The 14,640-nt window shown below is 34.9% G+C and carries 16 protein-coding genes and 1 riboswitch; of the genes, 13 read left to right on the top strand and 3 right to left on the bottom strand.

Annotation, left to right across the window (positions count from 1 at the left end):
• Positions 1 to 2 precede the first annotated feature (2 nt).
• From D2K60_RS02135 to D2K60_RS02190, 12 genes are all read left to right on the top strand, one after another.
• Complete coding sequence (locus tag D2K60_RS02135; RefSeq protein ID WP_117168342.1) at positions 3 to 767, top strand: ABC transporter ATP-binding protein; 765 nt, start codon at positions 3 to 5, stop codon at positions 765 to 767.
• Positions 768 to 815: 48 nt separating this feature from the next.
• Positions 816 to 2,159 (top strand): MATE family efflux transporter, encoded by a 1,344-nt coding sequence (locus D2K60_RS02140; RefSeq protein ID WP_117168343.1) that lies wholly within the window; start codon positions 816 to 818, stop codon positions 2,157 to 2,159.
• Positions 2,160 to 2,261: 102 nt separating this feature from the next.
• Positions 2,262 to 3,263: a permease gene (locus D2K60_RS02145; RefSeq protein ID WP_117169079.1), complete on the top strand. Its 1,002-nt coding sequence runs from the start codon at positions 2,262 to 2,264 to the stop codon at positions 3,261 to 3,263.
• Positions 3,264 to 3,276: 13 nt separating this feature from the next.
• Positions 3,277 to 4,212: a TIGR03943 family putative permease subunit gene (locus D2K60_RS02150; protein WP_117168344.1), complete on the top strand. Its 936-nt coding sequence runs from the start codon at positions 3,277 to 3,279 to the stop codon at positions 4,210 to 4,212.
• A 298-nt stretch (positions 4,213 to 4,510) separates the two neighbouring features.
• Complete coding sequence (locus D2K60_RS02155; protein WP_117168345.1) at positions 4,511 to 5,098, top strand: hypothetical protein; 588 nt, start codon at positions 4,511 to 4,513, stop codon at positions 5,096 to 5,098.
• A gap of 140 nt (positions 5,099 to 5,238) precedes the next feature.
• On the top strand, positions 5,239 to 5,547 hold the full coding sequence (locus D2K60_RS02160; protein ID WP_117168346.1) for a lmo0954 family membrane protein: 309 nt from the start codon (positions 5,239 to 5,241) through the stop codon (positions 5,545 to 5,547).
• Between the two features lie 20 nt (positions 5,548 to 5,567).
• The gene (locus tag D2K60_RS02165) at positions 5,568 to 6,197 is read left to right on the top strand and encodes a PspA/IM30 family protein (RefSeq protein WP_117168347.1); all 630 of its coding nucleotides are present in this window, start codon (positions 5,568 to 5,570) and stop codon (positions 6,195 to 6,197) included.
• Positions 6,198 to 6,271: 74 nt separating this feature from the next.
• Positions 6,272 to 6,988, top strand: coding sequence for a cell wall-active antibiotics response protein LiaF (gene liaF / locus D2K60_RS02170; RefSeq protein WP_117168348.1), 717 nt, complete (start codon positions 6,272 to 6,274; stop codon positions 6,986 to 6,988).
• Complete coding sequence (locus D2K60_RS02175) at positions 6,985 to 8,037, top strand: sensor histidine kinase (RefSeq protein ID WP_240335217.1); 1,053 nt, start codon at positions 6,985 to 6,987, stop codon at positions 8,035 to 8,037. Before liaF ends, D2K60_RS02175 begins: the two co-directional genes overlap by 4 nt.
• On the top strand, positions 8,030 to 8,659 hold the full coding sequence (locus D2K60_RS02180; protein WP_117168349.1) for a response regulator transcription factor: 630 nt from the start codon (positions 8,030 to 8,032) through the stop codon (positions 8,657 to 8,659). The genes D2K60_RS02175 and D2K60_RS02180 overlap by 8 nt, the downstream gene beginning before the upstream one ends.
• Positions 8,660 to 8,676: 17 nt before the next feature.
• Complete coding sequence (locus D2K60_RS02185) at positions 8,677 to 9,234, top strand: DUF1700 domain-containing protein (RefSeq protein ID WP_117168350.1); 558 nt, start codon at positions 8,677 to 8,679, stop codon at positions 9,232 to 9,234.
• Between the two features lie 4 nt (positions 9,235 to 9,238).
• Positions 9,239 to 10,081: a DUF4097 family beta strand repeat-containing protein gene (locus D2K60_RS02190; RefSeq protein WP_117168351.1), complete on the top strand. Its 843-nt coding sequence runs from the start codon at positions 9,239 to 9,241 to the stop codon at positions 10,079 to 10,081.
• A gap of 50 nt (positions 10,082 to 10,131) precedes the next feature.
• On the opposite strand, the gene D2K60_RS02195 is transcribed toward D2K60_RS02190, so the two are convergent.
• The 3 genes from D2K60_RS02195 to D2K60_RS02205 all read right to left on the bottom strand — a co-directional run bounded on the left by D2K60_RS02195 (position 10,132) and on the right by D2K60_RS02205 (position 13,755).
• A complete protein-coding gene (locus D2K60_RS02195; RefSeq protein WP_117168352.1) occupies positions 10,132 to 10,731 on the bottom strand; it encodes a YpmS family protein in 600 nt (199 codons plus the stop codon).
• Between the two features lie 24 nt (positions 10,732 to 10,755).
• A complete protein-coding gene (locus tag D2K60_RS02200) occupies positions 10,756 to 11,694 on the bottom strand; it encodes an SGNH/GDSL hydrolase family protein (RefSeq protein WP_117168353.1) in 939 nt (312 codons plus the stop codon).
• Between the two features lie 387 nt (positions 11,695 to 12,081).
• Positions 12,082 to 13,755: an O-acetylhomoserine aminocarboxypropyltransferase/cysteine synthase family protein gene (locus tag D2K60_RS02205; RefSeq protein WP_117168354.1), complete on the bottom strand. Its 1,674-nt coding sequence runs from the start codon at positions 13,753 to 13,755 to the stop codon at positions 12,082 to 12,084.
• Between the two features lie 112 nt (positions 13,756 to 13,867).
• Positions 13,868 to 13,971, bottom strand: a riboswitch (SAM riboswitch).
• Between the two features lie 164 nt (positions 13,972 to 14,135).
• Between D2K60_RS02205 and D2K60_RS02210 the strand changes: the two genes are divergently transcribed.
• Positions 14,136 to 14,606, top strand: a complete 471-nt coding sequence (locus tag D2K60_RS02210) for an Hsp20/alpha crystallin family protein (RefSeq protein ID WP_117168355.1) — start codon at positions 14,136 to 14,138, stop codon at positions 14,604 to 14,606.
• Positions 14,607 to 14,640 lie beyond the last annotated feature (34 nt).

A 14,640-nucleotide genomic window follows, 5' to 3' on the forward strand; every position in this document is an offset into this window, starting at 1 on the left:
CAATGGCAGTACTGCAAGCCAAATCTATTTATAAGACATATAATAAAGATAATCTTATTCTGAACAATGTAAATGTAGAGATTGAAAAAGGAAAATGCTTTGGTTTGGTTGGCGAGAGTGGATCTGGTAAAAGTACATTAGCCAGATGTTTATTAGGGATTGAGCGAATTGACAGTGGAAGCATTGTTCTTAATGGCGTACAATTACAAGGCTTAAACGAACGAAAGTTAAGGGAACATCGCATCCATATGCAAGCTGTTTTTCAGAATCCTACAGCTTCACTGAATCCGAAGTTAAAAATAAAGGAATCAATGATTGATCCATATATGCAGTTCAAAGACGAACTTAATTTAACTTATTTTAACTATGAAAATAAAGAGCAGTATATAAATAAATTACTTGAAGCAGTTGAGCTACCTTCGAGTTTGGCTAATCGTTACCCACATGAACTAAGTGGTGGTCAAAAGCAACGCGTAACAATAGCACGAGCTTTAAGTATTGAACCCGAACTCCTTATCCTCGATGAACCAACTGCAAGTCTGGATGTGCTCTCACAAGGAGCTATATTAAAGCTACTTACTAGTTTACGTAAACAAATAGGAATGGCCTATTTGTTTATCTCTCATGACTTAGCAGCTGTATCTGAAATGAGTCAAGATATAATGGTAATGAAAGAAGGATCTGTTGTTGATAGTTTTTCGGAAATAGATTTATTCTCAAAAAATAGAAATAACTATACCAAGGAATTAATAGAATTATTTGTATGATCTAGCGTGAATAACAGAATCGTTTAAAAGGAGAATTAACATCTTTGTATGAATCACCCATCAAGTGTGTTACCAGTTGTATCACATAAAAATTATATGCAATTAGCTCTTCCATTAGTGTTTGCAACAATTACAACACCGCTTTTAGGAGCAGTTGATACAGCAGTAGTTGGACAACTACCTGATCCAGTTTATATAGGAGGTGTTGCTGTAGGAAGTCTGATTTTCAATACACTCTATTGGAGTTTAGGATTTCTGCGTGTAAGTACATCAGGTTTTACCGCACAAGCTCATGGAGCGAATGATCCTGATCGTTTAGCGCTGTCTTTTATACGCCCTGCAATAATTGCAGCTATAATCGGATGTCTATTCATCTTGTTTCAAATTCAAATTAAAGACTTTGCATTATTTATTATGCAACCGACGAATGAATTGAAAGAGCAAATTTTAATTTATTATAATATTCGGATTTGGGGTGCGCCATTTGCCTTAATGAATTATGTCATATTAGGGTGGTTAATGGGTTCTTCAAAAGTCCGATTAACACTGTTTTTACAAGTTGGAATGAATCTAACAAATATTGGATTAAACATTTTATTTGTTACTGTTTTTAGTCTTGGTGTCACAGGTGTCGCAACAGCAACGCTGCTAGTTGAGATTGTATTCATGGTAATTGGTCTGTTTTTTTTAGTTAAATTAAATATGATTAAGTTTTCTCTGCATAAATACAGAGCAATTTTTGACAAAAATAGTATAGTGAAATTAGTGAGAGTTAATCGAGATTTAATGATAAGATCGATATGTTTACTAGTTGTTTTTACGTTATTCACTTCTATAGGTACACAAATGGGTGAAGCTGTTTTAGCCGCTAACGCTATACTGTTTCAAATCCATTATCTAATGTCTTATTGTTTAGATGGCTTTGCGAATGCGAGTAGTATTTTGATTGGTCGCTCTGTTGGTTCTGATAATAAGCATATGTATAAGCGAACATTAAATCTTTCTGCGATTTGGGGTGGGGCTGTTGCAATTTGTTTAGCTCTTATCCTTTATCTTACTTCAGATATTATCTTTTCTCTTTTTACTTCTATAGAAGAAGTAAAAGTACTTATCACAAACTATCAAGGTTGGCTTTTGTTATTCCCACTCGTTAGTTTCTGGGGATTGCTATTAAATGGTGTTTTTTCTGGAGCTACGGAAGTCGTTCCAATACGAAATTCATTAATTATAGCAATGATATTATTTTTAATCATGATATATTTTTTGATTCCTCTATACGCTAATCATGGCTTGTGGTTTGCATTTATTTTATTTTCGTTTGCACGGTCAATTATATTAAATACATATTTACCGGGACTATCCAAGACGTTATTTAAAAGAGGAAAAGTTTAAATAATTTTTAGTTTGTTCTATTTAATTTGCTTATGTAATAGTATATGGTAGAGATAGAATAAAAGACTTCACTATAAAATATTAGGAATACGGGGGTTGGAAATTATTCGGGGATTTCGTTCCTTTTTAATAGATTTTTCATTGGTTATTGTGATTGGTTTAGCTGTTTATGTACTTTCTTTTGGTGATTCTTTTTCAACTGTTTTTCAGTTACCCAATTCTGTTTTGCATATGAATACGATTTTCTTGAGCATCTTAATTGAAGCACTCCCATTTGTCTTAATAGGTGTTTTAATCGCTGGTATAATCCAAATATTTGTAACGGAAGATCATATAAAACGTTGGATACCAAAGAATACCTTTTTAGCGATTATTATGAGTTGTTTTGTAGGAGCTCTATTCCCTGCATGTGAATGTGGCATTGTTCCAATTGTTCGTAGATTACTAGCAAAGGGTGTTCCGATACATGCTGGTATAGGTTTTCTTCTTACTGGCCCACTTATTAATCCACTAGTTATTTTATCTACGTATATGGCATTTGGAAATGATTTTAAAATTGCGGCATCAAGAATGATATTAGGTTTCTTTATTGCGATACTTATTTCTATTATTATTAGTGTATTGTTTAAGTCGAATCAATTAAAACATACACTCGAAATACCACACATACATACAAGTAGTCATGCTTCACAATCAATTTTCAGTAAACTAGGTCATACAGTAACACATGCAGTTGATGAATTTTTTGATATGGGAAAATATTTGATTGTAGGTGCGTTATTAGCTGCATTTGTGCAGACATATGTCTCTTCAGAAGCTTTACTTGAACTTGGAAGTGGACAAGTTTCTTCTACTGCTGTCATGATGGGCTTAGCTTATCTTTTATCATTGTGTTCAGAGGCAGATGCGTTTATTGCGGCTTCCTTTAGTAATGTATTTCCAACAACTGCAATATTAGGATTTCTTATTTATGGACCAATGACGGATTTAAAGAATACAATGATGATGCTAAGTGTTTTCAAAACGAAATTTGTACTTTTATTTGTCTTAATCGTAACTGTTGTCGTGTTTAGTGTGTTAACGTTACTAGACGGCTTCTATTAGGGAGGGAAAGAATATGCGTATTAATTTACAACAGGTGAGTAGAGCAATTATTTTATTGGTTTTTGTTATTTTTATTGTACGTCTACATTATACGGGAGATATTCTTAAACTTATTAATCCTAAATATGTGATGCTGAGTAAGACAGCCGCTATTCTTTTTCTTGTTTTATTTGTCGCACAAATTAAACGAATTCTAGAATCTAATAAGCATGATCATGGAGAACATGATGATCACGATGGCCATAAGCATGATCATGGTAATGCACCGTTTACTATCAGAAAATTCATTTCGTATGCAATTGTTATCTTACCTTTGTTCACTGGATTCTTCTTTCCAATGTCCACTTTGGATGCTTCTATAGCAGCAAATAAGGGTACAATGCTTTCGTTATCGAATAATACGAGCAAAGCTGATGTGTCAGAAGAGAATGTAACCGAATCAGAACCCGAGAGTATTGAAGAAGGCACAAGTAATGAAGTGCAACAGGATGATAATGTTGCAGATCCTAATCTTTACTCAAATACGATAAGTAAAGAAGAACATGATACATTAATAGATGAATTATCTGAACGAAATTCTATCGAGATGACTGATCAACTGTATACGACCTATCATCAGGAAATAAATATGAACGCGGATGATTTTGTAGGAAAAGAAATAAAGGTAACGGGATTTGTTTATAAGGAAGAAAGTTTTTCGGCAAATCAATTAGTGCTCGGTAGATTTATTATCACACATTGTGTTGCTGATGCAGGAGTAATAGGATTTTTGACTGAAATGGATATAGCAGAAGAATTAGATGAAGATACTTGGGTAGAAGCAGTAGGTACAATATATTTGCAGGAATATGAGGGCGATTTATTACCAGCAATAAAGGTTACCGAGTGGAATGTTGTCGAAGAACCAGCACAACCGTATTTGTATCCAATATCAATAAAAATAACATAAGTGATTTTTACACACCCCAATAAAGCTGGAATTTCTATGGCTATATTGGGGTTTTTGTATTGAGATTATTAATGTTGAAATACGAGCATGTATTACATCTTGCCATTTAGTTCCTAATATTATATAGTTGAAATATTACTGAAGATAGTAATCTATATATCTCGGTTGATAAATAAGCCTCTAGTCTTAAATGAAAATACACCTTTTGGCTATATTACTATCGATAAGAATCGGTTAAACTTGCTGATGGGTAAGTAAATTTATAGAGAAGTTTTAGCGTGTCTAAGGGGGAAACCGAGTGGAAACGAGAAAGGTATATCTTGTTTTTTCAGATACAGGTACCTTGTTAACAAGGACAATCAACTTGTACACTAAATCAATACTAAATCATGCTTCAATTGCATTAGACAGGCAATTAGATCATGTTTATAGTTTTGGAAGAAAAAGACCGAATAACCCGTTTATTGGGGGATTTGTTAAAGAAAACTTACAAGCACCATTTTTCAAAAAAACAAAATGTGCTGTCTATCGCTTAACGATATCTGAAGAAGAATATCAATTGTTGCAGCAACGTATTATGGTAATGGAAGCAAGTAAGCACTTATATAGTTATAATTTATTAGGTTTATTTGGAATTGTGTTAAATAAAGAGTTAGGGCGAAATAATGCATACTTTTGTTCGCAATTTGTTGCTACTTTACTAGAAGATTGCGGGTCTTATCATACTGCAAAACCCACTTATTTAATCAGACCGCAAGATTTAAGAGAATTACCCGAACTAGAACTGATCTATCAAGGTGAATTAGAACAGTACCCATACTTCTCAACGCGCTATGCACCAACACTCACAGGAAAGTGGAATAGATCAAAAGTTAAACTTGGCTAATCATATGCCAAGTTTTTTTGTTTTATGTAAGTGTTAATTGAGTGAATTACGCCTTAAGTCTTATGACAAAATATAACGGTAGTCCATTATGAAGAATACGAGCTAGGTTTAAGATAGATACATGAAGGAGGGAATGGAACATGAAAATATTTTTATTAGTAGTAGTCGGTGTGATAGCATCTCTTATTCTACTCGGTACTTTAGGACCAATGATCTTTCTAGCGATTAGTTTAGCCATTGCCTATTACGGCGTTCGAAGATTTATTTTATCTGATTCATTTATTGGAAAAATAAGTTGGGCACTAATCGTGCTAATTGGCTTATCCCTTTCACTATCAAATACTGCAGCTTTTGTAGGGCTTGTTGCTTTTATAGTTCTATACTATACCTATAAAAGTTGGAAAAAAACAAAACGGGATGAATACGACGAAGATTGGATTTTAGATTAAAATAGAAGGAGACGATAAAAATGGCAAACGTTTTTACTCGAGTAAAAGATACGATCGTAGCAGATTTCCACGAATTGTTGGATCAAAAAGAAGAAAAGCACCCAATGACTCACTTGAATCAATATATTCGAAATTGTGAAGAAGAGGTTAAAAGTCTAAAGAAATTAATTGAAAAGCAATATGCGATTAAACAAGAATATAATCGTGAATTGCAACAGGCTACAACAATGATGACCAAAAGAAAACGTCAAGTTACGTTAGCCGAGGAAATGAATGAATCAGCGCTTCTAGAGGAAGCATCAGAAGAGCTACAAAGATATCAAGCTCGCGTGGAACAGTTAACAGAAATGAATAATCAAAATTTTGAACAACTAGAGTTAATAGAAACAAAATATATTGACATGAAGCATAAACTAAAAGACTTATACGTTAAACGTTTAGAATTAAAAGGTAGAGAAAATGTCGCGCGTGTCCACAAAGGGATGAATAAAGTGCTTCATACGGAGTTAATAGAGAGAAGCGAATCGAAATTCCAAGAAGTAGAAGCGTATATTGAACGACTGGAACAACAAGTTACAACAGATGGACGATTACACACGCTTGATGCAAGATTTCAAGAATTAGAAAAAAAAGTTACTACTTCTAAATAAGTTAATGGTAAGCTAGTAATAGAAGGACGCAGCAAGTGTGATCGCTGCGTCTAAAATAAAAAGGGGGGAAGCGCATGCTAAATCATAAAAAAATGAGGAAAATGGATTATGTACTATTAGCTATTATAATTTTCTTTATATATGAAGTTATCTTTGTTCATACCGAATCGTTTATATGGATTGGAATATGGTTAGGTATGATTTATCTTGCAAGACAATACTATTATCGACCTGCAGGAAGAACCTTTTTTTGGATCGGAATAATAGGTTTTGTGATTACCGTAATAAATACGACAACCTTCCAATTTATTCTATTCGTCTTGCTCGTATTTCTACTACTTAATTGGTACCAATCGAAACAAACTACCACGCACCATCAACCACAATTTTCAACTATGAAAGAAGGAATAAATAAAAAGATTCTCTTTAGTAATAAATGGTTTGGAAAACAACAAACAGCATCCCATTCATACCAATGGGAGGATATTAATATTCAATCAGCTTTTGGTGAGACTGTGATTGATTTGACCTATACTGTTTTACCAAAAGATGAACCACTAATCATGGTTAGACAACTGATTGGTACAATTAAAATAATTATTCCATTTGATGTGGAAGTTAGCGTGCATCATTCCGTTTTGATGGGAGCTGTGGATATATTAGATCACCGGGATGATAACATGACGAATCGCGTCGTGCATCTACAAACAGAGAATTACCACGATGCAAATCAAAAAGTAAAGATTGTCACCTCGATGATTGCAGGGAAAATTGAGGTGATACGTGGATGAGGAAAATAATAAGCCGATCCATTCTTGTTAGTATCATCCAGTCTTTATTAGTAAGCGTGATCTTACTTTCTATATTCTTAGTTAATTTCCCTTTACAAAGTTGGCTCGAGATATGGTACCGTCCTGTTTTAGGTATGCCGTTTGTCGTTTTTATTGTCATAATCAGTTTATTATTTGGTATAGTAAGCGGTTTAATGAACGGATTTTTTTGGAAAAACCAAATAGAAGTTGTTGAGAAGGCATTAATTAAGTTAGAACAAGCAACACCTGATACTACCATCACTTACGAAGGGTCTTTAACTGAAATTTCTAATGTCATGGAAAAAATAAAGCAGCTTCAACTTGCTTTCCAGGACCAAACGAAAAGAAGTCAAAAATTGATCAGTGAACGGGTCGAAAGTCAGGAAGAAAGAATAGAGGAAGTTATTACACAAGAACGAAATCGTTTAGCAAGAGAACTACATGATTCGGTTAGTCAAGAGCTTTTTGCAGCTTCTATGCTCGTTTCTGCGATGAATGAATTACCTGTAGCACAGGACTCACAAATGAAGAAGCCGATTCAACAAGTTGAAACAATGATACAACAAGCACAACTTGAAATGCGCGCATTACTGCTGCATTTGCGTCCTATTGCATTAAAAGATAATTCATTAAAACAAGGGATGGATCAACTATTACAGGAATTGGATGAAAAAGTGCCATTGGAAATTATATGGGATGTAAAAGATGTTGATCTAAGTAAAGGTGTGGAAGACCATCTCTTCCGTATTTTGCAGGAATCGGTTTCTAATACACTACGACATGCGAAGGCAGAAGTATTAGATATTCTCTTAATTGAACGTGATGGATTTGTAATCTTACGCGTAATGGATGATGGTATTGGGTTCGATTTAGAAAAGAAATCGAGTTCATATGGATTAGCAAACATGGAAGAAAGGGCGGCAGAAATTGGAGCCAAGTTACGTCTCGTTAGTGTTCCTAATAAAGGAACGAGAATCGAAGTGCGTGTACCTATTATGGATGTAGAGGGTGATGAGAAGAATGATTAACGTTTTATTTGTTGATGATCATGAGATGGTGCGAATTGGTGTGAGTGCGTATTTGGCTACTCAATCCGATATTGAAGTTGTTGCAGAAGCGGCGAATGGTAAAAAGGCAATAGAGCTAGCTTTAGAATTGCGTCCAGATGTTATTTTAATGGACATTGTGATGGATGAAATGGATGGAATTGAAGCAACACGACAAATTATTGCAGCATGGCCAGAAGCAAAAATCTTAATGGTCACGAGTTTTATTGATGATGATAAAGTTTACCCAGCACTAGAAGCAGGAGCAACAAGTTATGTATTGAAAACATCAAAAGCAAGTGAAATTGCTAGAGCAATACGTAATACGCATCGAGGTGAATCTGTTTTTGAAGCAGAAGTAGCGAATAAAGTTTTAACAAGAATGCGGACGAAACATGAGATAGCGCTTCATGAAACATTAACGATGAGAGAAAACGAAATACTATTATTAATTGCACAAGGAAAAACAAATCAAGAAATTGCTGATCAACTATTTATTGCACTTAAAACAACGAAAGTACATGTTAGTAATATTTTGAGTAAATTAGAAGTACAAGATCGAACGCAAGCTGCAATTTACGCCCATCAACAAAAACTTGTTTAGCGTAAGGGGAGAGAAATTTGGATAAACGCGGGTTTATGAGAGAATTGGATTATCATTTAAGAGATTTGTCTATATCGGAAAGGAAAGATATTTTAGAGGACTATTCAGATCATTTTAAGATAGGGGAAATCGATGGAAAAACAGAACAGGATGTGGTTCTAGAACTAGGAAGTCCACGTACAATTGCACAAAATAGGTTAGGTGACCGACAATTAGTGGGCGATCAAACAAGGCCATCTTCATATGAAAGAAAATCAAATCCATTTCGTTCGTTTTTTCTATTAATATTGCTCGTCATTTTTAATTTAATAGTTGTAGTTGGACCTGCAATAGGGTTATTTGCAGTATGGATTAGCGTATGGGCCGTTTCAATTTCTTTTACACTTGCACCAGGTTTTTGGATGTTTTCCTTTATCAATCAATCGGTTATAGATGTAACGGCAGAATTTTTTGTTGTTTTAACATTGACCAGTATCGGTGTTTTGATTGGTCTTGCAATGATTCCAATTTCAAAAGTGAGTTATAGAATAGTTAGGGGATATTTAAAATGGAATGTTCGTCTTATAGGGGGATGAAAGTATGATGAAAAAGATAGCTCTTGTTGCATGTTTAACATTGTTGATTGGTATAGTTGGAATATTGACCCTTCGTGATCGGATATTTTCAGATAGCTCAAAAGCATCTGTAAACGAAGAACAAGTAATTGATGCATCGGACATTAAACAAATATATGTTGAAGCTGATGTAGTTGATATTAAGATAGAAAAAAGTTCAGATGAAAATATCCATGTTTTCTTAGATGGAAAAGTAAGTGAAAAACGGAAAGATAATATTGATTTCCGTGTGGAAGAAGATAATGGAGAGTTGAAGATTGACTTAAAAGGAGAGAAGCAAATATCTATTTCATTTTTACCATTGCAAGATTGGGGTTCAATCAAACTTACCATACTAATACCGGAGAAGCAGTTTGACAAATTAGACCTTGTAAATAATGTTGGAGGAATTATAGTTAACTATGGTGATTTTAATACTGTAAATGTAGAATCAGATGTTGGGGATGTAAAACTCCAAGAAATCATTAGTAAATCTGCTTCTGTAACATCTAGTGTTGGTGATACTAGTATCCGGCAAGCGCAAGGGGAATGGGACATTAAAAGTGATGTTGGTGAAGTTGACCTACAATTAAAAGAATGGGAACAAGATATTACAATTGTATCTGATATAGGTGATATAGAGGTTCAGGTAGCAAAGAAAACAGCTGATTACACATTAGATTTAGATAGTGATATAGGTGATGTCACGGTAGATGGGTTTGATCTTAATCGTGATGGTGGAAAAGAAGTATATTTACAGTCAGGTTCAGGTGAGCCACTACTAAAAGTTTCAAGTGATATGGGAGATATAGAGGTAAGCACGCCTTAATCTTTATCCGAGTTAGAAACATAAAAGACCAAGTACATGTACTTGGTCTCTTATAATCCTAGTGTTGCAGTTGGAACTTTTATACGAAATGATATTTGGTCATTTTCTAGATCGATTTGCTGCGCTCTTACTTTAAAGTTACTCTTAATATCCATTTGCGTAACTGCAATATAGATTTCTTCATTATCGGGGTCGATAATGACCCATTCAGGTGCATCAATTGCTTTAGCGACATACTCAAGAATTTTATTTTTCGGTAAATTCAATAAACCTAATGACATTTCTGTTTGTTTTAAAATGATATCGCCGTTTTCTTGTACGATAGGTTCCATTTCAATTGATATTGGAATATCCTTGTTAAAAGCTTCAACAGAACCAAAAATTTGCACATTTTCATCAAGTTGAATCGAATACTTTCCTTCTTTATCATTTAATGCTTTATCTATATATTGATTAACCAATTCAGTTAAATTCTGCTTGCTCGATCGAACAGTAAATTCTGCTCCGGCCTCATCTTCAATATATTCCTTTTCTGGGAGTGCATTACTACCAGGAGTAGGAGAAAAAATTATAATGAATAAAGTAATGATAATGAATATATTTAAACTAAATAAACTTATGAATAAAACCTTCCAATTTCTTTGATGCATGTTATCGTTCACCTTTCTGCCTTATTACTGTGCCTCACTTGCCTCTTCCTCATTCTCGCTTTCTTCATGTGCTGCTTCAATGATAGGACGAATATAGGTTAGAATCCGTTCAGCAATAAGTGTATACCCTGTAGCGTTTGGATGGAAATTGTCATCAGCTAAGAGATCCACATCTTCTATTTGAAATAAATCATTTGTAGGAATATAGTGCGTTTGTTGTTTCTCTGTCGTTAGTTGTTTCCCAGTAGTATTAAAATCTGTTAGAATTCCATCCAGCTCTTCAATATCATCAAAATACCCTTCAAAAGGATTGAAAAATCCAATTAAATAGATCTCTGCATCTGGACTTAAATCTAGCATAATATCAATAATCTCTTGTAAACGTTGTTCGTAAGCCGATCGTTCAGCAATAAAGGGCTCTTCATTAAGACTCATGAAGTTACTTTTGACAACTTTCATAATATCGTTTGCTCCAATTGTAAGTAGAATCATGTCTGCTTCTTCTAAAGATGATCTTATTTCCTCATCTTCCAAGCGTTTTAGTAATTGATCTGACCGATTCCCACGCTTACCAAAGTTATCGATAGAAACACGTTGATCTTCATTGGAAAATGCATCTTCTATTCTTCCGACATATCCATCGTTATCTGCTGAGTCTCCAACCCCTTGTGTTAATGAATCCCCTATTGCGACGATTTTATAATCGTTACGTAGGAATAAGCCGATTGTACTTTCAACAGCATCTTTTAGATTATTGGAAATGCTCCGATTTTCTTCATTTTCAACTTCTTCATCTTTTTCCTGTACTTGATCAATGACTTCTTCTATATTCTCCTTTTCCGCTTCAATGTTCGCGGTTAGATTGGAAGGAGAACTGGATTTTTGTGATATTAAAATGAACCCAATTATAAACAGTAAGAAAAACATCCCACCAAGTAATAGCCAAATCTTTTTTCTATTCATTATCCCACACCTGCTATGCTATAGTTTTGCAACCAACATTCTTCTTTAATCATAACATCAAACAAAAAAAGAAGAAAAATAAATCACTTATAAGACAAATGAAATTTTTTAGTCTATCCCACATTATATGTTACACAAACCTTATTTAGCAATAGCGTTTCCAAGTAAATATCAAAACAAGGTTGGAGCCAAATTAAGCCAGTCGGTTGAAAAATACCATTATCCACGATGAATCGATAATTCGGCGGAAGGAAGCAATAATTCGGCGGAAGGAAGCAATAATTCAGCGGAGAGGAAACCTAATGTAGTAATACATCATCAGAAAAAGAGCTTAAATAAAAAAAGCAGTCTCACTATTGCTAGTGAGATTGCTTTTCTTGTTTACTTCTATCTAGTTCGTCTAATGCGATCAGCTTCATTAAAAGGGCAACGATTTTCAATAATAACGCGTTGATTTGATTTGGCGAATTCTTTTTGTTCCGTATAATCTGCCTTCGTATTAAACCAAACAAGTTTTGCTGTTTTTAAGGATTGATTCGTTACTGTCGATGGATCAGTAATATATATGAGATCGATAGCTTCCTCATTTTTCTCGACAGTGGTAATCTGATAGCCAAGACCTCGTAATTTCTCTAGTGCTTCATTACCGTCAATTGAACCAGCAACGACAATATTTTTGAGACGTAATTGGCCATCTTCACGAGCAAATGGAGAATCAAACGCCCACTTGATTGCTGTTTCTTCTGAATTCGAAATGGTGGTTTGTGTATTGGTTGCTTTTGCAATTGCTTGATCTAAATCTAGTAATATATCATCAATTGTTTCTAGTCCAACCGATAAACGTACTAATTCTTCTGTTACACCACTTGCTTTTAATGCGTCCGCACTTAATTGCTGGTGTGTAGTAGAAGCTGGATGGATAATCAATGACTTAGCATCACCAACGTTAGCAACATGTGACCACAAATTAATAGTGTCAATTAGCTGGCGTCCAGCATTACGTCCACCTTTAATGCCAAAGGTAATAATCGAACCGAATGTTCCGCCTAAATACTTTTTGGCAAGTTGATGGGATGGATGTGATTCTAAGCCTGGGTAGGCAACCCATTCAACTTGTGGATGTCCCTCTAAATATGCCGCAACTTTTTGTGCATTTTCATTATGCTTCTCGATTCGTAAATTCAACGTTTCTAACCCTTGGATGAAGTAGAATGCATTTTGTGGCGTTAAAGATGGGCCAATGTCACGCAGTAGCTGCACGCGGAATTTCGTTGCAAAAGCTGCCGGTCCAACATCAATCCCAAAACGAATTCCATTATAGCTTGAGTCAGGTTCGATAAAGCCTGGATACTTTGCTTGATTCCAATTAAAACGGCCACCATCAACGACGACTCCGCCGATAGAAGTACCATGTCCACCAATCCACTTTGTTGCGGAATGGACAACAATATCTGCACCCCATGCTATTGGTTTGCATCCATAAGGGCTGGCAAAAGTGTTATCAATAATTAGAGGTAGATTATTTTCGTGTGCAATAGTTGCTACCGCTTCTACGTCAAGGACATTAAGTGATGGATTTGTAATAATTTCACCGAAAATAGCTTTTGTTTTGTCTGTGATAGCCTTACGGAAATTTTCCGGATCAGTACCATCAACAAAAATCACATTAATACCGTACTTTGGTAAGGTTGATGCGAATAAATTGTAAGTTCCACCATATAGATTACTATCCGCAACAATTTCATCACCAGCGTTGGCAAGATTTAGAATCGATAATGTAATCGCAGAAGCACCAGATGCTGTTCCAACAGCTGCAACACCGTCTTCTAATAAAGCAATCCGTTGCTCAAATACATCAACAGTTGGATTCATAATCCGAGAATAGATATTACCTGGTTCCGCTAATCCAAATAAGTTTTGGGCATGCTCTGTATCACGAAAAACGTAAGAAGTTGTTTGATAAATGGGGACAGCGCGTGAACCAGTCGTTGGATCTGGGACTTGACCGCCATGTAATAGATTTGTTTCTGTTCCTGTCGTATTGAAATTTTGTTCTGTCATTATGAATTCCTCCTAATAAATTTGATATAAATAATCTCTTATATAGGTCAATGAAGAAGAAATCAAAAAGCCCTCTTCTATTGTAAGAAGAGGGCGTATAAACGGTTTCCTCCTCTTATCTATCAGGCTATTAACCTGTAGGATTTGGCACCAATACATATATAGTTGGTTGCCGGGCTTCACAGGGCCTATTCCCTCTGCCACTCTTGATAAGAGATATGTAGTTGATGTTAGTTTGGAGTATAGGCTACTAGTAGACGTTCGTCAAGAATTATTTTCAGAAAAATGAAATTCTTTAAAAGAATTCGGTCTGCTTATAACAAATGTGTCAGTTTTGCATATGCTAAGAGCAGATTAATTGGTTAAAGGAGGTTTATTTTATGGAAGATAAATCATCGAATAAAAAAGCAACGGACTTTTTTGAAACGGGGCAAGAATTCATTCGGAAAATGGATGGTTTATTTGCTGATCGACCCAAAAATAATATGTTAGATTCCATTGATGCTTTTTTTCAAAAGAATGGATTGACACGTTTGCCAGTAGACGTTTTCGAAAATGAGAAGGAGTGGATTGTGCAAGCAGATTTACCTGGATTGCGAAAAGAAGATATCCATATTGATGTGATTGGAGATCGGTTAAAAATTAAAATTAAGCATGATGAAATGAACGAAAAAAAAGATGATAAAAAGGCCTATTATCATAGAGAAAGGCGCTATCAACAGGCAGAACGAACCGTGCAACTACCGTACGTAATAGATAAACGAACAACCAAAGCTGGATATAAAAATGGCGTATTAGAAGTACGTGGACCGAAAAAAGCTAAAACAGACCACATTATTGATATTGATTAAAAGCGAATGGTAGGCCATTCGCTTTTGTAGATAA

It is taken from the genome of Paraliobacillus sediminis (assembly GCF_003426055.1).

Bases quoted from the DNA above. Each gene is read 5' to 3' on its own strand.
- D2K60_RS02135 (WP_117168342.1), top strand. From the start codon at position 3: ATGGCAGTACTGCAAGCCAAATCTATTTATAAGACATATAATAAAGAT.
- D2K60_RS02210 (WP_117168355.1), top strand. From the start codon at position 14,136: ATGGAAGATAAATCATCGAATAAAAAAGCAACGGACTTTTTTGAAACG.
- D2K60_RS02195 (WP_117168352.1), bottom strand. From the start codon at position 10,731: ATGCATCAAAGAAATTGGAAGGTTTTATTCATAAGTTTATTTAGTTTA.
- D2K60_RS02150 (WP_117168344.1), top strand. From the start codon at position 3,277: ATGCGTATTAATTTACAACAGGTGAGTAGAGCAATTATTTTATTGGTT.
- D2K60_RS02175 (WP_240335217.1), top strand. From the start codon at position 6,985: ATGAGGAAAATAATAAGCCGATCCATTCTTGTTAGTATCATCCAGTCT.
- D2K60_RS02200 (WP_117168353.1), bottom strand. From the start codon at position 11,694: ATGAATAGAAAAAAGATTTGGCTATTACTTGGTGGGATGTTTTTCTTA.
- D2K60_RS02165 (WP_117168347.1), top strand. From the start codon at position 5,568: ATGGCAAACGTTTTTACTCGAGTAAAAGATACGATCGTAGCAGATTTC.
- D2K60_RS02160 (WP_117168346.1), top strand. From the start codon at position 5,239: ATGAAAATATTTTTATTAGTAGTAGTCGGTGTGATAGCATCTCTTATT.
- D2K60_RS02190 (WP_117168351.1), top strand. From the start codon at position 9,239: ATGATGAAAAAGATAGCTCTTGTTGCATGTTTAACATTGTTGATTGGT.
- D2K60_RS02140 (WP_117168343.1), top strand. From the start codon at position 816: ATGAATCACCCATCAAGTGTGTTACCAGTTGTATCACATAAAAATTAT.
- D2K60_RS02180 (WP_117168349.1), top strand. From the start codon at position 8,030: ATGATTAACGTTTTATTTGTTGATGATCATGAGATGGTGCGAATTGGT.
- liaF (WP_117168348.1), top strand. From the start codon at position 6,272: ATGCTAAATCATAAAAAAATGAGGAAAATGGATTATGTACTATTAGCT.
- D2K60_RS02205 (WP_117168354.1), bottom strand. From the start codon at position 13,755: ATGACAGAACAAAATTTCAATACGACAGGAACAGAAACAAATCTATTA.